This window comes from Ideonella sp., assembly GCF_044358605.1.
Lineage (GTDB): Bacteria > Pseudomonadota > Gammaproteobacteria > Burkholderiales > Burkholderiaceae_C > Ideonella.
The window spans coordinates 1-18,620 of record NZ_JBIKNQ010000043.1 but is presented as its reverse complement, the minus strand read 5'-3'; the positions used below and the strand labels follow the sequence as shown (position 1 = coordinate 18,620).

The window sequence follows — 18,620 nt, the reverse complement described above, 5'->3', positions numbered from 1 at the left end:
GACTCCCATCCCTATTGATGGAAGCTAGTCTATGTGCAGAATCGGTAGCCAGATAGCGGCAGGAACGAACCAAGAGACAGGGCGCCCACTAGGCGGGTCATCCCTTCATCAGATCACGCCCCACTCACCCCTGCGGCGCCGGCACCGCCCACTGCGCGGTCACTGCACCGCCGCCATTCACGCTTTCCAACTGCACGCCAAAGCCCCAGAGGCGGGCGACGTGTTTGAGGACTTCGCTGGCGCTTTGGTCGAGGGGGCGGTTGTTGTGTTGGGTGTGGCGCAGGGTCAGGCTGCGGTCGCCGCGCAGGTTGACGTTCCACACTTGGATGTTGGGCTCGCGGGTGCCCAGGTCGTATTGGCGTGACAGGGTTTCGCGCAGGCGGCGGTAGCCTTCGTCGTCGTGGATGGCGGAGACAGTGATGTCGGGCTTTTGGTCGTCGTCGCGGATGGCAAAGAGGCGGAAGTCGCGCATCAGTTTGGGGCTGAGGTACTGGCCGATGAAGCTCTCGTCCTTGAAGTTGCGCATGGCGTCTTCCAGCACGGGCAGCCAGGGCTTGCCCGCAATGTCGGGGAACCAGCGGCGGTCTTCTTCGGTGGGCGCTTCACAGATGCGCTTGATGTCGGTGTACATGGCAAAGCCCAGCGCATAGGGGTTGAAGCCGTTGTAGCCGCGGTCACCCACCTTGGGCTGGTAGACCACGTTGGAGTGCGAGGTCAGCCACTCGATCATCACGCCGTCGGTGAGGAAGCCGTTGTCGTACATCTCGTTGAGCAGCTTGTGGTGCCAAAAGGTAGCCCAGCCTTCGTTCATCACCTGGGTTTGGCGCTGGGGGTAGAAGTACTGCGCGGTCTTGCGCACGATGCGGATGATCTCGCGCTGCCAGGGCTCCAGCAGCGGTGCGTGCTTCTCGATGAAGTAGAGCAAGTTCTCTTCAGGCTCTGCGGGGAAGCGCTTGGCGGCGGCCGTGGCCTCGGTGTCTTCTTTGGCCTTGGGCAGGGTGCGCCAGAGGTCGTTGATTTGCTGCTGGGCATAGGCCTCACGCTCTTTGCGCTGGGCCAGCTCTTCGGCCAGGCTGCGCTTGGCCGGGCGGCGGTAGCGGTCCACGCCATGGTTTTGCAGCGCATGGCAAGAGTCGAGAAACAGCTCCACAGTCTCCACGCCATGGCGCTGTTCGCACTCGGCCACGTAGTGCCGGGCATAGACCAGGTAGTCGATGATGGACGCGGCATCCGTCCACATGCGGAACAGGTAGTTGCCTTTGAAAAAACTGTTGTGGCCATAGGCCGCATGGGCGATCACCAGGGCCTGCATGGCCATGGTGTTTTCTTCCATCAGGTAGCTGATGCAGGGGTTGGAGTTGATGACGATCTCATAGGCCAGGCCCATGTGGCCGCGCTTGTAGTTCTTCTCGGTGGCAATGAACTCTTTGCCATAGCTCCAGTGGCGGTAGTTCACCGGCATGCCCACGCTGGCGTAGGCGTCCATCATCTGCTCGGCGGTGATGATCTCCAACTGGTTCGGGTAGGTGTCCAGGCCAAAGCGCTGGGCTGTCTTTTGGATGATGTCGTGGTATTGCTCCACGAGGTCAAAAGTCCAGTCGCTGGGGTCGGGCAAGGGTTTGTCTGGCCGTGGCAGATAGGGCAGCGGAGCTTGCAGGCTGGTGCGCGGTTTGCGGCGGTCGCCGCTGGCGGGCACGGGGCCGGCCGTGGTGTGGCGGCGATCTTGCGAAAAGGGCTCGTCACTGGGCGGCACCAAGGGGCCGTGCAGGGCCTCACCCAAGAGGGCGTCGGCGGGGGTGTGAGCGGTGGTCATGCGGTAGCCCCTTCCTTTTTGAACAGGTCGCGGAAGACCGGATAGATGTCCGAGGCCTCAGTGGCTTTGCGCATCGCAAAGTTGGGCTGCGCGCCCACCAAGCTGGCGTACTCTTCCCAGAGGTTTTGCTCTTCCTCAGCCACTTGCACATAGGCGTAGTAGCGGCAGGCCGGCAGCAGGCGGTTCACCAGCAGCTCTTTGCAGCGGGTGGAGTCGTGGTGCCAGTTGTCGCCGTCGCTGGCCTGGGCGCCGTAGATGTTCCACTCGCTGGGGTTGTAGCGCTCGCGCACGATCTGGTCCATCAGCTCCAGCGCGCTCGACACCACGGTGCCGCCGGTCTCGCGGGCATGAAAGAAGTCTTCTTCGCTGACCTCTTGGGCCTGGGTGTGGTGGCGGATGAAAACCAGCTCGATCTTCTCGTAGTGCCGGGTCAAGAACAGATAAAGCAAGATGAAGAAGCGCTTGGACAGCTCCTTGCGCTGCTCGTCCATAGAGCCCGAGACATCCATCAGGCAGAACATCACCGCCTTGGAGCTGGGCACGGCCACGCGCACGCGGCTGCGAAACTTCAGATCAATCGGGTCGAGAAAGGGGATGCGGTCCAGCCGCGCGCGCAGCTCGGCGATGCGGACTTGGGCCTCTTGCACCTCGCGCTGGGCCACGGGGTCATCGGCGTGGTAACGCTTGAGTTCAGAGACTTTGGCCTCCAGCTCACGCAGCTCGCGGCGAGCTTCACCGCCCAAAGCCAAGCGGCGGCCATACGCCCCGCGCATGGAGCGCACGATGTGCAGGTTGTTGGGCGTGCCGTCGCTGCTGTAGCCCGCGCGGTGGGTTTTGTACTCGGGCACCTCGGCCAGTTGGGTGCGCAGCAGGCGGGGCAAGGCCAGGTCTTCAAAAAAGACCTGCATGAACTCTTCTTTGCTGAGCGCAAAGGCAAAGTCGTCTTCACCCTCACCCGAGTCGCTGGCCTGGCCCTTGCCCGAGCCCTTGCCGCCACCGCCTTGTGGGCGCTCGATGTGGTCGCCCGTCACATACTCTTTGTTGCCGGTGTGCACCACATCGCGCTGGCCGCCTTGGCCGTGGTGGAAGACGGGCTCGGAGAGGTCCTTCTTGGGGATGTGGACCTCTTCGCCGCGCTCCAGGTCGCGAATGCCGCGGCCGTCTACCGCGCGCTTCACCGCCTCGCGGATCTTGTCTTTGTAGCGCTTCAAAAAGCGCTCGCGGTTGCCGATGGACTTGTTCTTGCCGGCCAACCTGCGGTCGATGATTTGCTGAAGTGCCATGATTTGCAGTCCTTCAAGCTACTGATCCGCCACCCCGATGCAGGCCCGCCGTTCGGGCCGAGTGGCCCCAAGCCCTGCCAAATGCTCAGGGCGAACGATGAGGTCTGCACCAGCCCCGGCCGATGACCGGGGGGCGCTGCGGGTGGAGGTGGGTCAGCTGCTCTTGCGCACACGCAAGTACCACTCGCACAGCAAGCGCACCTGCTTGCTGGTGTAGCCCTTGGCCACCATACGGTCGACAAAGTCCTCGTGCTTCTTGGCCTCGTCGGCACTGGCCTTGGCATTGAAGCTGATCACTGGCAGCAGCTCTTCGGTGTTGGAGAACATCTTCTTCTCGATCACCGAGCGCAGCTTTTCATAGCTGGTCCAGACCGGGTTGTTGCCCGCGTTATTGGCCCGCGCCCGCAGCACAAAGTTGACGATCTCGTTGCGGAAGTCCTTGGGGTTGGCAATGCCGGCGGGCTTCTCGATCTTCTCCAACTCGGCATTCAGCGAAGAGCGGTCAAAGACCTCGCCGGTGTCGGTGTCTCGGTACTCCTGGTCTTGGATCCAGTAGTCGGCATAGGTGACATAGCGGTCAAAAATATTCTGGCCGTACTCGCTATAGCTCTCCAGATACGCGGTCTGGATCTCCTTGCCAATGAACTCGGCATAGCGCGGGGCCAACTGCTCTTTGATGAAGGCGGTGTACTTCTGCTCGGTCTCGGCCGGGAACTGCTCGCGCTCGATCTGCTGCTCTAACACATACATCAGGTGCACGGGGTTGGCCGCCACTTCGGTGCTGTCAAAGTTGAAGACTTTGGAGATGATCTTGTAGGCAAAGCGGGTGGAGATGCCGCTCATGCCTTCGTCCACGCCGGCGTAGTCGCGGTACTCTTGGTAGTTCTTGGCGCGCGGGTCGGTGTCTTTGAGGTTCTCGCCGTCGTAGACCTGCATCTTGGAATAGAGCGAGGAGTTCTCCGGCTCCTTCAGGCGGGTCAGGATGCCGAACTGGCTCATCATCTTCAGCGTGCCTGGTGCGCAAGTGGCCCCGGCCAGCGAGGAGCCCTTGAGCAGCTTCTCGTAGATCTTGATCTCTTCGCTCACGCGCAGGCAGTAAGGCACTTTGACGATGTAGATGCGGTCCAGAAACGCTTCGTTGTTCTTGTTGTTGCGGAAGGCCTTCCACTCGCTTTCATTGCTGTGGGCCAGCACCACGCCGTCAAAGGGAATGGCGCCAAAGCCCTCGGTGCCCTTGAAGTTGCCTTCTTGGGTGGCCGTCAGCAAGGGGTGCAGCACCTTGATGGGCGCCTTGAACATTTCCACAAACTCCAGCAAGCCCTGGTTGGCCAGGCACAGGCCGCCGCTGTAGCTGTAGGCGTCGGGGTCGTCTTGGGCATAGGTTTCGAGCTTGCGGATGTCGACCTTGCCCACCAAGCTGGAGATATCTTGGTTGTTCTCATCGCCCGGCTCGGTCTTGGCAATGCCGGTCTGCTTCAAGATGCTGGGGTGGCGCTTGACGACGCGGAACTGCCGGATGTCGCCGCCGTACTCTTCCAGGCGCTTGACGGCCCAAGGGCTCATCACGCGGTTCAAGTAGCGGCGCGGGATGCCGTACTCCTGCTCCAACAGCGGGCCGTCTTCGGCCACATCGAACAAGCCCAGCGGGCTTTCGTTCACCGGTGAGCCCTTGATGGCGTAGAAAGGCACTTCTTGCATCAAGGCCTTGAGCCGCTCGGCAATGCTGCTCTTGCCACCCCCCACCGGGCCCAGCAGGTAGAGGATCTGCTTCTTTTCTTCCAGGCCTTGGGCGGCGTGGCGGAAGTAGCTGACCACCTGCTCGATGGCTTCTTCCATGCCGTAGAACTCGGCGAAGGCGGGATAGATCTTGATGATCTTGTTGGCAAAGATGCGCGAGAGGCGCGGATCGTTGCGGGTGTCCACCATCTGCGGCTCACCGATGGCTTTGAGCATGCGCTCAGCAGCGGTGGCATAGGTCAGCGGGCTGCGCTTGCACTCGGCGAGGTAGTCTTCAAGCGACATTTCCTCTTCGCGGCTGCGCTCAAAGCGGGCGGCAAAACTGCTGATGACATCCATGGTGGCCTCCTGGGGGTGATGGATCAGGACGGCGCCACGCAACAAAACACAAGGCAGCTGCGGGGCGTCAGGGAAGTTCTGATGACGTCCCGGCTGTACTGGACCCGGGCGCCATCAGAGCTTTCCGGCGGTACTGCTTGCTCACTCACCAGCGGCTCTGTGATGTCAGGATCGCTCTGATGCAGCCCAACTAAAGCGCCGATAAGCAGGCAAATTCGGTGCTTGATCTCGGTCAAAATGACCCTCCCACGCCAGCGCCGGTTCGGCGTCTAGGCAAAGCGCACTGATCACCCATGCCACCGCAGGCCCCCCATGTGGATTCCGTCACCGCCCCCGCAGCCGCCAACGCTGCGCTGCGGTTTGGCCGCTGCGTGGTTCATCCGCACAGCCGCGAGCTCTGGCGCGACGGCCAAGCCGTAGAAATCCAACGCCTGTCGCTGGATTTGCTGCTGTATCTGCTGGCCCACGCGGGGCGGGACATCAGCAAAGATGAGCTACTGCGCGAGGTCTGGGGGGACGCCGAGGTCACCGACTCGGTGGTGGCACGCGCGGTGATGAAGCTGCGCCGCGCCATTGGCGACGAGCAGCAGCCCCCCGCCCTGTTGCGCACCGTGCATGGCGTGGGCTACCGCTGGCTGGTGCCTCCGCAGCCGCAGGGCTCGCCCGCTGTGCCTGCCGTGTCTGCAGCCCCGCCCCAAATCTGCCTGGCCGTGCTGCCGCTGGAGATGCCTGACGCTCCACCTCTGGCCTGGGCCCAAGACGGTTTGCCCAGCCTGCTAGGCCATCTGCTGGATGCCGAAGGCCATGTGCGTTTGGTGGACGCCCAGGCCTTGCAGCAGGCCGACCTGCCCCAAGCCTCCTGGGCAGAGCGTGCCGCCAATGTGCGAGCGGCCCTGGGCGCCACCTGGGTGCTGCGGGCTCGCCTGGGCAGTGCGGCTGGCTCACTGAGCCTGCACCTGCACGCCAACCCAGACCTGGCTGAAGCGGCCGAGCAGCACTTTGTCAGCGCCAGCGTGCCCGGCCTGGCCGAACAGGCTGCGGCCTGGCTGAACGCGCAATGGGCCAACGCACCTCGCCATGCACAGACCCTGGAGGCCACCACCTTGGAGCTGTTGGCGCGCAGCAGCCACAGCATTCGACACGGCCACTTGGCCGAAGCAGAAGCCCTGCTGCACGAGGCGCAGGGTTTGAACCCGCTGTCGCCCTTGGTCAACCTGGAGTGGGCGCGTGTTTTGCGCCTGACCGGCAAGCTGGCCTTGGCCGAGGCCGCGGCCGAGCGGGCATGGGACTTGATCCACGCCCTGCCCCCGGCTGAGCGCCCTGCAGCCCTGGCCTTCAAGGTGCGCTTGAACCAGGCCATGCTGGCCGGTGCGGCGGGCCAGTTGCAGAGGGCTCGCCACTTCATGGACATGGCGGAGCCGCTGGCTCAGGCCTTGCCCGGCCGGCATGAACGTGCCGAGGGCTTGCTGTTCAGTGGTCACTTGGCTCAGTCCATGGGTGACAGCACCCGGTCCATTGCTGAGTTGGAGGCTGCGGTGAGCCTGCTGGCAGGCAGTGACGATGTGCTGCTGCAGGTCCGCGCCCGGCTTCGCTTGGCAGATGTGTTGGGCGAGCGAGGTCTGGTCACCCGTGCTACCGAGCTGTTACAGCGCGCTCATCAGTTGCTGGCGCGCATTCAGGCTGAGCCTACGCGGGCGTCGGTGCAACTCTTCAGCGCCACGCTCCACAAGCGCCGTCGCCACTTCACCCTGGCCTTGGCCCAGTTTGAGCAGGTCCGCGCCGTCTATGAGCAAGTCGGCCATGCCTACACCGTGTGGTACTGCCGGGCCATGCGTATCGAGCCTTTGATGGAGCTGGGCCAGCTCAGCCGCGCCGAGAACGAGGCCCAGGCCCTGCTGGAGGATGCCCTGCAGCGGCACGACAAAGGCCCGTTGCCCCTGCCCGATGTGGACCTGCTGATCCCCATGCGTTTAGGCCAGATTCTGTGGCTGCGAGGCGAGCATGCACGCGGCTTGGAACAGTCTTTGGCGGCCTTGAGGGCCGCGTTGAAGTCCGAGTATCTGCGCGGGGTGCTCCTGCCTTATCAGCTGCGCGTCTTCTCGCAATGCTTGGCCCTGAACCGGCCTGCAGAAGCGGCGCGGGTGCTCAAAGAGATCCAACTGGACGGCGACGCCCTGCTGCAAGCCCGCTTGGACGCCATGCAAGCCTTGGCAGCCCACGACACCGCCAGGGCTGTGCAAGTGCTCCAGGACGCCTGGAACAGCGGCCCCAGCCATGCCGCAGCACGCATAGATGCGGCCATTGACTTGGTGTGGCTGGCCCTGTCCCAGGGGCTGCCCCTGAAGCTGGAATCCTTGATGGCCCACATTGACGACGAGTGTGACGAGTACCTGCCCGCCATCGTGGTGCGGGCCCGCTATTTGGACCACCAAGGCCTACGCCAAGACGCCCTGAACGAGCTGCGCCGTGCCATGCAGATGCATGCCGAGTCCGCCCTGACCCTGGTGCGTGCTGCAGTGCAAGCCCTGCAACACGAGCAGGCTTGGCCTGAGACAGGCAGCTTGCTGACCGAAGCCGTGAGGAACTGATGCCTGCACTGCACTTCGGTCGTTTTGTCGTTCACCGCCAAGCCCGCGAGCTGTGGTGCGAGGACCAACGCGTAGAGCTGCAACGCCAGTCTTTTGAGCTGCTGCTCTACCTGATGGACCATGCTGAGCGCGTGGTGCCTAAAGAAGAGCTGCTGACCCAGGTTTGGGGCACCGTTCATGTGTCGGACTCGGTGTTGGCGCGCGCAGTGATGAAGCTGCGCCGGGCCTTGAGCGACGATGGCCGCGAGCCCGAGGTGATCCGCACCATCCATGGTGTGGGCTATCGCTTTGTGGCCGCCATCAGCCGTCCCTTGGCCGTCTTGCCCGAGTCCAACCCCGTTCCCCACGCGACGGTCAACTCAGGCCTGCTGGGGCTGCTGCCCGCCGTCAATGACACCGGCGACGCAAGCCTCGGCTGGACATTGCATGGCTTACCGGCCTTGATCGGCCATTTGTTCAACGCGCAAGGCAAGCAACACTGTGCCGACGCTCAGCAAATTGGGGCGGCAGACCAAGCGGACTTGCCCTTGTCCCTGCGCAGCCAGCACCTCAGGGCCATGCTCGGTCTGGGTGATGTGGTGGCCTTGCGCCTGCATCGGGGCGGCGGGGGATTGCTGGCTTTGGGCATCACCGTCGACCGCGGCCCCGCAGCTCCGCTGCAAGGTTTGGTGGAAGGCCCGGATGTGGCTGAACTGGCGCGCCATGCCATGCAGTGGCTGACCCAATACCCCACCGCGACAGGGACGACGCAGACCTTGGACGCCGACGTGCTGGAGTTGCTCGCACGGGCCGCCCACGCCATGCAGGCCGACCACTATCGCACCGCGCAAACCTTGCTGGCCCAAGCAGCCCTGCAGGCTCCGGCGTCGGCCTTGGTGCATGTGGAGCTGGCAGACGTTCTGCGGCGACTGGGGAGCTACCGAGAGGGTCGTCAGGAAGCCGACATAGCTCGGGCCTTGGCCGAGCAAGGTCATGATCCGACGCTGCAGGTTCGGGCGCGCTATATGCAGGCCAGCGTGGCCCAGATCAGTGGAGACCTGGCCGCTGCCCGGCGTTGGCTGGACGAAGGCCGTGACATGGCCATGCGCCTACAAGGCAGCATTTGGCCGGCACGCTGGGCCTTGCTGAGTGGCTCGGTCGCGCATTTTCAACATGAGCTGCCCTTCGCGACGCAAGAGATGGAATTGGCGGTGGTGCAGGCCGCCAGCAGCCGTGACTTGTTGCTGCAGGTTCGCGCCCGCTGCCATCTGGCCGGGGTGCTGCAAAGCCGAGGCATGCTCACCCAAGCTATGGTGACCTTGGAGCGGGCCCAGCAATTGCTGGCCCGCACCCGCAGTGAGGTGCACGAAGGCAGTGTGCTGTTGGCGCTCAGCAGCATTCATGTGGAACGCAAGAGCTTTGCCTTGGCCATTGCTCAGTCGCGCCAGGCTTTGGCGGTGTTTGAGACAGCAGGCAATGTCTATTTGGCCTGCTTGGCTGCGTTCTCACACATTGAGGCCCTGATATCGGCCGGGGCCTTGAATGCCGCCAGCGCTGAAGTGGACCGGCTTGATCAACACTTCAGCGCCCGTGGGGCCGCCGAGCTGCCCATGCCGCAGGCGGACGACTACCTGGGATTTTTGTGGGAAGAGATCGCCTGGCGGCGAGGTCACCAGGGCCCCAGCCTGCAGTCACAGCAGGGGCTGCTGGCTCGGCTAGCGCGGTGCGAAAACCTGCGCACCAGCCTGCATGAGTTCCAGTCGCGGGTGGGCGCACACCTCTTGAGCCAGGGGCTATACGACCCAGCCATGCGCTTGAGGCAGCACATGGACGCACGCGACAGCGTGGCCGGTGCACGCTTGGACGCCGCGCTGGCACTGGCCCGAGCTGAGCCCCTGACTGCGATTGCGGTGCTGGAACAGTTGTGGCGCCAAGGCGAGCCCGGCAATTCGCTGGCCATCGATACAGTGCTGGACTTGGCTTGGTTGCTGATGAGCCACCCGACAGCCCAGCCTGCTGCCACGCTAGAGCGGCTGATGGCCGATGTCGAAGACTATGCCGACGAGTACCCCCCGGCCATTGTGGTGCGGGCCAGATTCTTGGCCCAGCAGGGGGATCAGGCTGGCGCACTGGGTGAGCTGACACGCGCCCTGAAACAAGCCCAGGACGCGCCGGTCCCCTGGGTGCACCAAACCCTGGCCGCTGGCGCCGCAGGGCAGCCCTGGCCCGAGCCCAAGGGCCTGCTCTGCCACAGCCTGTGGGATTAAGAGGCCTTGGGGCGCAAGCGCATGAAGCTCTGCACCGACATGGGCTGCATGATCAGATCGCCCCAGACACCGCTGCAGCCCAACTGTTGCGCCCGGTAGAGGGCTTGGGCATCAGCCAGCGGGCCAGCCCACACCGCCAGGCCTTGAGCGCGAATGGCCTGCACTTGGCGCTCCAAGGCTTTGGTTGCTTGCGCGTCATCCAGCTCTCGGCGCAGCAGGGCTTGAGCCCGCTCACCCAAAACAACGGCATCGGGCCTCAGGTCTCGCCACAGCGCGTCGGGCCAGCCTTGCGGCCAGGCCAGGTCATGCCACACCAAACCCACGCCATACGCCTGCATATCGGCCCAGGCCTGCGCAGACCGTGCGTCCGTCAAGGCTGCGCCCGCAGAGGGTAAGGACATCTTGAGGCACAGCCGGTGGCGCTGTTCAGGGGCCCACTGCCCCAGCAAACGGTGCCACCAGCCCTGCTGCAAAGGCCGCCACTGGCTGGGCAGCACGGCCGGCACCCAGACCTCGGCGCAGGCCGTCAGTTGATGCTCAACCCGCGCGGCCCACTCAGCCTCGCTTTGCAGATCGTCCACCTCGGGCAGCAGGGCCGCCATGACCCGCAAGGTGCGGGGGCACAGCATGGGCAGCAAGGTGATCGCGGGCTCCTCCTGGTGCCCCAGGCCCGCGCCCACGGTGGGGGACCCGCTCATGCGGCCTGACCCTCGCAATCCGTGCCATGACGGGCCCGCTCAACCGGCTTCATCACGGCGTACAAGATGCGCGCCCCTTGTGGGCAGTCACTGATGCGGGCGTCGCCGCCACTGGCTGCGGCGGCAGCGCGAATCAACAACTGGTCCAGACCCGGTGGACGGCCGGGGTCTGCCGCTGGACGCGCGCTTTGAGGCGGCCGCGTGGGCTCATCCAGATGCAGGTCGAACACGGAACCTTGCTGCGTGTCTCGGCGGCTGACCCGCAAGCGACGCGGCTGTCCGGGCGTGGCGGACCCGGCCACAAACTCCAGCATCTGGCACCACACTTCGGCCGCCAGTGTGGGCGCTGCCCTGAGCGTGCCCAAGGGCTCTGCGGCCAAGCTGACGTGGCCAAAGCGCGCTTGCAAGGTGGCCCACTGGGCATGGACCAAAGTGTCCAAGCTTTGGCAAATCTCCTGCTCGTCGATGCGCAGCGCTTCCAACTCCTCTTGGGCGGCATCGACTTGGTCGTGCAGGTCGGCCACACGGCCCATCAGTTGGCTCCAGGCCTCCAACACCGTGGGCGGCAAGGCCGAGCGCGTCAACTGCCGAAACAGGGCATCGGGCTCAGCCCGACGAACTTGGGGCCGGAAGGCCTCGGTCAAGTGGGCTAAGCGCGCGCCAGGGGACAGGGAGGACACCGGCTCGTGCAAGCCCAGTGCGGCTGAGGCCGTCGTGCGATGGGACAGGGTCATGGCTTTCATCAACAGCATCCAGGTGGGGGTGGCACCGGCCTAAGCCCTTGGCCACCCTGGACTGCAGTGTTGCGGCTCGGCGCCGCGAAGTCATGACCAAACCCTGAGCGAGTTCTGACTTTGTCAGCGTTCGCTCACGCCCAGCTTGTCGAGCAGGCCGTTGAGCTCGTCGAGCGAGCTGAAGCGGATGGCAATTTCGCCCTGCTCCCCGCGCTTGGTTTTGCGCTGCACGCGAATTTCCACGGCGGCCGTCAGTGCATCGGCCAGTTGCTCTTCTAAGCGCACGATGTCGCGGGATTTGTCTTTGGCCACCCGCAGCAGCGGGGTCTGGCGGCCGGGGTTCAGGGCCTTGGCCACCAGCTTTTCGGCGTCGCGCACCGAGAGCTTTTTGCCGACGATCTCGTTGGCATTCATGATCTGCTGGGCCGCAGGCAGCGCCAGCAAGGCCCGCGCATGGCCCATGTCGATGTCGCCGGCCATCAGCATTTTTTGCACCGGCTCGGCCAGTTGCAGCAAGCGCATCAGGTTGGACGCCGCGCTGCGCGAGCGGCCTACGGCCTGGGCGGCGGCCTCGTGGGTCAGGCCAAACTCGTCGATCAGGCGCTTCAGGCCTTGGGCCTCTTCCAGCGGGTTCAGGTCTTCGCGCTGGATGTTTTCGATCAGCGCCATCACGGCGGCGGCTTCGTCGGGCACCGCCTTGACCAGCACCGGCACTTCGGTCAGGCCCGCGAGCTGCGAGGCCCGGAAGCGCCGCTCACCGGCAATGATTTCGTACTGGGCGGCACCACCGGCCTCGCTGCCGCTGAGCGGCCGCACCAAGATGGGCTGCATGATGCCCTGGGTGCGAATGCTCTCGGCCAGCTCGTACAGCGAGCCCTCGTCCATGCGGGTGCGCGGCTGGTATTTGCCGGCCTGCAGTTGCGAGACTTTGAGCGTGGACGGACTTTGCGCGCCGCTGCTCGGCTCGACGTCGAGGTCGGTGACTTTGGGGCCGAGCAGGGCTTCGAGGCCCAAGCCGAGTCCCTTGGGTTTTTTGCTTGTCATTGGTGGATTGTCGATCAAGTCGCCGCCCCATCTATCATTCTGCGCCAAAGAGCTACTCGGTCGAAGTATGCGGCTTGGTGTGTTGTTGGCTGCGACTCAAACCTGATGCACTGCGTCGGACTGTGCGGACACCACCCCAAAGGCTTCCCGGAACCATCAGGCGTCGACACTAGCTGTCACGACCCGGGAGATCATTTGCACGATTGCGAAGAGTTGACGGTGCGACGCGTGTCACCTTTGGGCTCTTCGTGCACTTCACTGGGATCCGCATTGACCGACACCTTCGCCAGCAAGCCTACTCCGCCTCGCCCAAATCGCTGTCAGAAGACACCGCCGATGCAGCGGTAGTGCCGGGAATCGGCGGCTCGAACAATGCCTTGTCGAGGGCAACCTTGCGCCCGACGACGCCAGCGAGGAACTCTTCGTACATAGCCGTCGCCCTCGCAAGAATTTCAGCCTTGACGTCTTTGGTAAGGTCGGCCTCGTCCTTGCGATGCTCCTCGCAGTAGTCCGCGATGCGGCGACGGTAGAGTGCCTGGGCAACGGACGCACGGGCACGCGCGCGGTCAGTATCAACCACAGCCTGCAGTTCCGGTGCGGCTGGCTTCCACAGTTCGAGAAGCAAGTAGCGGTACTTCGGCCACTCGGTCGGCTGCAATTCGCCTGGGAGCACCACTTGGCGGAATGTTGGGCCTCCGCTGGTCAGCTTCACATAGGGCTCGACCACCAATTCACCCTCGAAGGTGTGCATGAGAGCCTTCAGCTCACTGATGTTCTTCGGGCGCAAGAGGCCATTGATGGCTTCAACGTACTCGTCGAGCAAGGCTGGCGTGGAATGCTGAATGCCGCCAAATGCAATCTGCATGGCCTCCGCATAGGTGCACACCATCGCAGTCTGGAAGGCAACAGTGGAAAACACGTTCTCGAACATCCTGTCGATAGCTTCCCGGACAGGCTTAGCAACGGTCCCCTCATGGATCACTTGCTTCTTTGCGGGGCCACTCATCGCATCCAGCATGAACAGGGCTCTAGTCGCCTTCATCGACTCGACGGTCGCTTTCCGGCTGGCCATCAGCCCGTTCACGCGGTCGAGTGTTTCCTTGATTTCTGGCGTGGTCCAGTTGGGCTCTTTGTCCTGCACACGACGGTTCAGGCCGTCCCGGAAGTCATCGAAGGTTCGGGACGTAGCCTGGCCGTCGAAGAGCATTTTTTCCAATTCAGCATCCCGCTTGCTCACCAACTCTTGGTTGAGATTGATGGTGGCGCGCGCGTAGGCGGCGAGCGGGTGAACCTTGCCGAAGACTCGGTCGATGACCGGCACGTAGAGGTCGGTCCACTTCTTCCTGAAGATGTCAGCGATTTCGTCGGAGTAGTTGGTCCGAGTGTTGACGTTCTTCTGGTCCGACGTCAGATTGTCCTTGAGGCCAAGCCGTTCGAACGCTTCGTCAAGCCGCTTGCGCGGAGCACCAACCTTGCCGCGAGCCTCGATGCCACGGGCATGGCCATTCATCAGAAGGTGCTCCGTCAGGTGGTAGAGGTGGCTCACGCCGCTGAACGCCGCGTCGCTAACAATTTTGACCCGGTCACCTTCCTGGTCGAGCTCGACGTTCCAAATGCGCAAACCAGTATCGTCCTTGGCGTCCAACTGCTTGATGTAGGACAAAGTAGCCCGCAGGCATTCAGCGACGATGTCCTGATCGTTCAGCAACTTGTTGCGTGAGTCGGATACCTTCTTTGCCGTCTTGTTCAATGTAAGGAAGACTCGCCGTGCAGCACGGACCACATCAATGTCTTGCGCCATGGTCCCGTCGAGCTGGGGGAAGGCGCAGATGAGAACTGGAAGCTGGAGTTCGCTCAAGTTGTAGGAGCGGATTTCCTTTTCTGGCCAGACCTTGTAGTAGCCCTCATATGGGCTACGGCGAGCATCCGACCAACCGCCGGTCAGGTTGCGATACAGCGCCAGCAGTGCCATCGCTCGGTGCTGACCGTCAACGATTGCCAACGTGCAATTGTCCCGCGCCAGACTCATGTGAGCTCCCTCTGAAAGGGGAGCGTCGTTGCGGTAGTGCTGAAAGAACTCGAACTGCTCCTCGCCCAATTCACCAGCCGTGATGCGGTCTTCCTTGATTCCAGCATGCTCCTGAGAGTCCACTAGCGTGCGATTTACTTTGCGGTAATTCGCGTCGGGCACTCGGCTGTTGGGTTTCAGCGGGAGCGCAACCGCCACGATGGGCGGAAACAGCTTGATGAGACCCGTCGTCGACGTATCGAGCAGGTAAGGAATGAGCTCCAGCGAAACGCGGGCGTCATCGATATCTCGCTGCATGATTTCGTCGAAGCCGAGCTGCTTGAGGTCGAACACCTCCCGAACGGGCGCCAGCATACTCAGCAACTGCGCCTGCCCTTGCTTCTCAGAGAGCGTAACGTGGGTCAGCAGGTACCGGACTTCAACTCCTGCAGATTTCCCATCTTCTGAACTCACTCGGAAGGTGCCGATGGTCCCGTTCAGGTGCACATCAAGCGCGCTCTTGCCTCCACTGATGAGTGTTGTTGCCATGTCAGTTTCTCCCGAAGATTGGGTAATTGATTCGATTGAGGATGTTCTCGAGGTCGTTGTGCTCACCGGTATCGACGCTGACCTCTGCGATGTGGACAAAAAGGTTCGTGGGGTCGAAGTTCCGAGCGACGACCTGATTGGCAAAACCCGCTTCGGCAACGTCTTCAATGGCGCCATGCCCCTGCAGGTCGCGTAGCTCGACAATCTTATTTCTATGCTGCCTCAACCGGCTGCGCAAGTTGATAGCCATGCCGATGTACAGCGGGGCCGTGAACCACGGTGCAGCGGTCTTTAAGATGTCGGAGATGGCTCGGAAGCGCTCCGGATTAGCGGCCAGCCGACCAACCAAGGACTCGGACCTGCTAGGCTCGTGGGCGACCTCACCGCTGAACTTTGGCTTAAGCTGCCCGCGAAGCGCCACTTGGTAGGGAGTCTCTCGGTAGGGGCTGAAGATGAATCTATCCAGCGCGTATTCAACTTCCTCGCGTGCCTTCGCGTCGCCGCTCAGCTTGGCCTCGTTGACCCTCTTGACGATGGCGTCAATATCAGCCTTTGAGATGACAAGGCGGGAGTACCACGCGTAGACCCCCGGCGTTTCAGGCGCCAGGTCAATCTCCGACCAAGTGAGTGCGCGTCCGACCGGTACTTTCATTTGTGGCAGACGAGACAGGCACCGCCACCTTCGTCTTCAAGGTAGAGGTCGTCGATGTCAATGGGCTCAATGGGTATGGCTCTCAGAGGGTTTGGCCTTCGACGGGCAAGCTCTCGCTGCTTACGGATTTCGAAGTCAGTGACAATTTGGGCGACGCGCTCCGGCTTCTCGAGGTCCGTCAGCGGCTCGCCCTGACTCCAAGTAAACGGGGAGCCATGCTCCAGCGCATTCTTCTCGTATGCCTTCGCGTCTTCAAACGCCTCTGGGTGCGTCGACTTCAGGCGAACCCATTCAATCTTCTGTTGGAAGAAGCAAAAGGTACAGCCGCTACGTGAACGCCAGTCGTAGTACTTTGGGAGCCCGAGGCCAGACGCATCCAGGATTTCCAGGACGCTAGCCTTGTCTAAGCCGTTCTCGCGGAAGGGCATGACGACCTTGAGGTTCTCGTGCTGAGTAACCATGCCTTCGCGATGCTCTTCGTCCGAGCGGATTGCAACGTAGCTGTAGACCGTGTCACCCGCCTCAAGCGATGGCTTCACCCAGTTCTTGAACGGTTCCAGCTTGAGCTTGCGCGTGCACCAACGTGTCCGTGGAGACGGCAAAAAATGGTTGTACGTGCGGAGCCAAAAGTCGAAGTCCCGATTCGGGTTCAGGTACGTGATTGGCTTGCCCAAAAAGCCTTCCAGCTTGCCCAAGAACTCGTAGACCTCTGGCAGTTCCTTGCCTGTGTCGGTAAAAAAGTACTCAATGGGTCGTTCCGGATGATGAAGGCTCATGTACACGGCGAGCGCTGCGGAGTCCTTCCCACCCGAAATTCCAAGAACGTGTCGCTCAGCCATTTCTCTTCTCCTTGTCCAACTTTCCCAAGGTCAATGCGCCAGCCTCGGCAAGCGCGGCGAGGATAACCTCGGGGCGTTCGCCCATCGTATTCGCGAAGAAAGCCTTCACCATGCGGTCGACTGCTGGTGTGTCCTTTTCTGCAATATCGACATACCCAGTGACATCCATGCCATGGCTGGCTCCAAACACCAGCCCCAGCACCCTTCGTGTGGATGGACGGTTTCTCAAGGGGGCCATTGCCTCGGCCTTGCGGAAGTCCACAGCCCACAGAGCTAGTGCACCCATAGCGGCGTCGATGTCTCGGTCAACCCATTGCGCTGATGGCTTACTAACGGCCAAGCTAATGAGCCCCTCGATGACACTGTTCGTGTCGTCGATGAGTTCAAGCCGAGCTGCAAAGGCGTCCAGGCGAAGGTCACCGGTAATGCCCTTGACAGACGCGGCGCGCTCGCGCAAGTCGACCGAGGGACGGTCTTCATGATCCAGCGCTGCAAGTAAGTGCAGCCGCACCTTGCCGAGCATTCCGCTGTACGCCGCGCCCAGCTCGTCAGTCACAGCTGATAAGCGTGTGTTGATTTCATCCGGATCGTTGGCCTCCAACAAGATTGGAAGGTCAGCGAACAGCACCTTGTGAGGATCGCTTGCCTTTAGAAGCATCGCTCGGACAAGCTGGGCGCGTTCCGACACGGTGGACGTGCGCTTCGTCCACTCAGGTAAGCCAACGACAATACTGACGAGTCCACGAGCGATATCCAGCGGCGCGGCTTCAATGCTTGAGTTCGTTCGCTGCGCCATCGAGGCAGCTAGTGCGTCGACAAGCTTTACCTGGTCCTTCGAGGCCTCAACGTGCTTGAATGCAATGCGCTGAGGATCGAGAGTCCACTCGTCGACCACTGCTTCACTGAGGTCTGGCGTGAAGGCCCCGGCAACGTACAGAGCAAGCGACGACCTGTGCGCAAGGAAGAAGGCTAGCGAGAGCACGGGCATGACGCCTGCCCGTAACCCGTAGGGCTCATCCGCCCAGAACTGGTAAAGCTTGGCCAACGTGGTCACCTTGCCCGAATCGAGCATGGCAGCACGAGTGGCGAACCACCACGGGAGGAAACTCTGCCACTTCTGGCTGGTGTGGGGGTCGGTAAACCCCCAGCCGCCATTTGGAAGCGCGCGATGCAGCCCTGGGTTGTTGAGGATGGTGTAGTACAGGCCCGCGTCCGCCGGGAATCCGGTGTAGCCCAGACGTTCCTCTTGGCCATGGCTGACCATCCGGTACATCAGGTCCTTGCGCGCTTTGACCGAGTTGCTGGAGGGCTCCTCGCGATTGATGAGCTCGCTGAAGATGGTGGGCGTCTTGGAGTAGACCTCTTGCGAAATCTCAGATGCCAGCGTCGTCAGTGGCTTGTCGTGCTTCGGATTCACCGAAGCACCCTCCCGATACCAGAGGCAGGTGGAGAATGCATCAGCCAACTCTTCCTCTAGAGAAGCTCTTACGGCTTCTACGCGGCCAACCAATTCGCGGCGTGCGACTGGGTCTCCGTGAAGCTCTGGATGGGTCTTGCTGACTCGCTCAGATGCAGCCAGTTCCAGGCTCAGCTCGGCGATGCGCTCTGCGTTCTTGGGCGTCCCAAGCAGAAGCGTCGACGGGCCACTTTCACTGGCGTGACGGACCCGGTGTTCAGCAGACTTTGTGCGGGTCCCAAGGGAGGGCAGGCACATGACGAACGTGCCGACACTTCCGGGCTTGTGCTTGAACGACTCAGCAGTGACCTCGATGCCATCAAGACGTACCAACGTCCGGTTGAACCAACGCATGGTTCCGGTCTGCTGGTACAGGCGCTTGGCCAGAATCGGCTGCAGGTCACTGAGGGTCGAGATGCGGTCAAGGTCTGGCTCGCCAATCTCTGCGCGAGCTACACGAACAGCACCTTCAATATCGAAGTCGCTGCCGGCGTAGATGCCCCAGGCCCCTAACAGGCTGCTGAAAAACCGCCTTGATCATGCAGCTTTGGCGCCCGACTTAAAGTCTGAGTTGAGTGCGTTTCGTGATGCGGGAAATCGAGCCCGAATTTCATCGATTTAGTGCGGTTTTCAT

12 protein-coding genes are annotated in these 18,620 nt (G+C 62.3%); 2 read left to right on the top strand and 10 right to left on the bottom strand.

The annotated features are described in order from the left end of the window. Window positions 1-124: 124 nt before the first annotated feature. The 3 genes from ACIQ3Q_RS15125 to ACIQ3Q_RS15115 form a co-directional block, all read right to left on the bottom strand. The gene (locus ACIQ3Q_RS15125; RefSeq protein WP_396269984.1) at window positions 125-1,813 is read right to left on the bottom strand and encodes a SpoVR family protein; all 1,689 of its coding nucleotides are present in this window, start codon (window positions 1,811-1,813) and stop codon (window positions 125-127) included. Beyond that, window positions 1,810-3,096 (bottom strand): YeaH/YhbH family protein, encoded by a 1,287-nt coding sequence (locus ACIQ3Q_RS15120; RefSeq protein ID WP_396269982.1) that lies wholly within the window; start codon window positions 3,094-3,096, stop codon window positions 1,810-1,812. Before ACIQ3Q_RS15120 ends, ACIQ3Q_RS15125 begins: the two co-directional genes overlap by 4 nt. A 153-nt stretch (window positions 3,097-3,249) precedes the next feature. Beyond that, the gene (locus tag ACIQ3Q_RS15115) at window positions 3,250-5,172 is read right to left on the bottom strand and encodes a PrkA family serine protein kinase (protein ID WP_396269981.1); all 1,923 of its coding nucleotides are present in this window, start codon (window positions 5,170-5,172) and stop codon (window positions 3,250-3,252) included. Between the two features lie 293 nt (window positions 5,173-5,465). On the opposite strand from ACIQ3Q_RS15115, the gene ACIQ3Q_RS15110 reads away from it, so the two are divergent. Beyond that, window positions 5,466-7,760: a winged helix-turn-helix domain-containing protein gene (locus ACIQ3Q_RS15110; protein ID WP_396269979.1), complete on the top strand. Its 2,295-nt coding sequence runs from the start codon at window positions 5,466-5,468 to the stop codon at window positions 7,758-7,760. Further along, window positions 7,760-10,006: a winged helix-turn-helix domain-containing protein gene (locus ACIQ3Q_RS15105; RefSeq protein WP_396269978.1), complete on the top strand. Its 2,247-nt coding sequence runs from the start codon at window positions 7,760-7,762 to the stop codon at window positions 10,004-10,006. Before ACIQ3Q_RS15110 ends, ACIQ3Q_RS15105 begins: the two co-directional genes overlap by 1 nt. On the opposite strand, the gene ACIQ3Q_RS15100 is transcribed toward ACIQ3Q_RS15105, so the two are convergent. From ACIQ3Q_RS15100 to ACIQ3Q_RS15070, 7 genes are all read right to left on the bottom strand, one after another. Next, entirely contained in the window at window positions 10,003-10,704 is a 702-nt protein-coding gene (locus ACIQ3Q_RS15100) for a hypothetical protein (RefSeq protein ID WP_396269977.1), read from the bottom strand. The two genes, ACIQ3Q_RS15105 and ACIQ3Q_RS15100, sit on opposite strands and share 4 nt — an antisense overlap. After that, window positions 10,701-11,438, bottom strand: a complete 738-nt coding sequence (locus ACIQ3Q_RS15095) for a hypothetical protein (RefSeq protein ID WP_396269976.1) — start codon at window positions 11,436-11,438, stop codon at window positions 10,701-10,703. Before ACIQ3Q_RS15095 ends, ACIQ3Q_RS15100 begins: the two co-directional genes overlap by 4 nt. A gap of 123 nt (window positions 11,439-11,561) precedes the next feature. After that, on the bottom strand, window positions 11,562-12,482 hold the full coding sequence (locus ACIQ3Q_RS15090) for a ParB/RepB/Spo0J family partition protein (protein WP_396269975.1): 921 nt from the start codon (window positions 12,480-12,482) through the stop codon (window positions 11,562-11,564). A 295-nt stretch (window positions 12,483-12,777) separates the two neighbouring features. Further along, window positions 12,778-15,039: a hypothetical protein gene (locus tag ACIQ3Q_RS15085; RefSeq protein ID WP_396269973.1), complete on the bottom strand. Its 2,262-nt coding sequence runs from the start codon at window positions 15,037-15,039 to the stop codon at window positions 12,778-12,780. A gap of 1 nt (window position 15,040) precedes the next feature. Further along, window positions 15,041-15,691 carry a GIY-YIG nuclease family protein gene (locus ACIQ3Q_RS15080; RefSeq protein ID WP_396269972.1) on the bottom strand — a complete coding sequence of 217 codons (651 nt, stop codon included), beginning with the start codon at window positions 15,689-15,691 and terminating at the stop codon, window positions 15,041-15,043. Next, entirely contained in the window at window positions 15,688-16,530 is an 843-nt protein-coding gene (locus tag ACIQ3Q_RS15075; RefSeq protein ID WP_396269971.1) for a phosphoadenosine phosphosulfate reductase family protein, read from the bottom strand. Before ACIQ3Q_RS15075 ends, ACIQ3Q_RS15080 begins: the two co-directional genes overlap by 4 nt. Next, window positions 16,523-18,340, bottom strand: a complete 1,818-nt coding sequence (locus ACIQ3Q_RS15070; protein WP_396269969.1) for a hypothetical protein — start codon at window positions 18,338-18,340, stop codon at window positions 16,523-16,525. Before ACIQ3Q_RS15070 ends, ACIQ3Q_RS15075 begins: the two co-directional genes overlap by 8 nt. Between the last annotated feature and the right edge of the window lie 280 nt (window positions 18,341-18,620).

What these genes read in the sequence shown, in the direction of transcription:
- ACIQ3Q_RS15125 (WP_396269984.1), bottom strand. Translation starts at nt 1,813, where the DNA reads ATGACCACCGCTCACACCCCCGCCGACGCCCTCTTGGGTGAGGCCCTG.
- ACIQ3Q_RS15120 (WP_396269982.1), bottom strand. Translation starts at nt 3,096, where the DNA reads ATGGCACTTCAGCAAATCATCGACCGCAGGTTGGCCGGCAAGAACAAG.
- ACIQ3Q_RS15115 (WP_396269981.1), bottom strand. Translation starts at nt 5,172, where the DNA reads ATGGATGTCATCAGCAGTTTTGCCGCCCGCTTTGAGCGCAGCCGCGAA.
- ACIQ3Q_RS15110 (WP_396269979.1), top strand. Translation starts at nt 5,466, where the DNA reads ATGCCACCGCAGGCCCCCCATGTGGATTCCGTCACCGCCCCCGCAGCC.
- ACIQ3Q_RS15105 (WP_396269978.1), top strand. Translation starts at nt 7,760, where the DNA reads ATGCCTGCACTGCACTTCGGTCGTTTTGTCGTTCACCGCCAAGCCCGC.
- ACIQ3Q_RS15100 (WP_396269977.1), bottom strand. Translation starts at nt 10,704, where the DNA reads ATGAGCGGGTCCCCCACCGTGGGCGCGGGCCTGGGGCACCAGGAGGAG.
- ACIQ3Q_RS15095 (WP_396269976.1), bottom strand. Translation starts at nt 11,438, where the DNA reads ATGACCCTGTCCCATCGCACGACGGCCTCAGCCGCACTGGGCTTGCAC.
- ACIQ3Q_RS15090 (WP_396269975.1), bottom strand. Translation starts at nt 12,482, where the DNA reads ATGACAAGCAAAAAACCCAAGGGACTCGGCTTGGGCCTCGAAGCCCTG.
- ACIQ3Q_RS15085 (WP_396269973.1), bottom strand. Translation starts at nt 15,039, where the DNA reads ATGGCAACAACACTCATCAGTGGAGGCAAGAGCGCGCTTGATGTGCAC.
- ACIQ3Q_RS15080 (WP_396269972.1), bottom strand. Translation starts at nt 15,691, where the DNA reads ATGAAAGTACCGGTCGGACGCGCACTCACTTGGTCGGAGATTGACCTG.
- ACIQ3Q_RS15075 (WP_396269971.1), bottom strand. Translation starts at nt 16,530, where the DNA reads ATGGCTGAGCGACACGTTCTTGGAATTTCGGGTGGGAAGGACTCCGCA.
- ACIQ3Q_RS15070 (WP_396269969.1), bottom strand. Translation starts at nt 18,340, where the DNA reads ATGCGTTGGTTCAACCGGACGTTGGTACGTCTTGATGGCATCGAGGTC.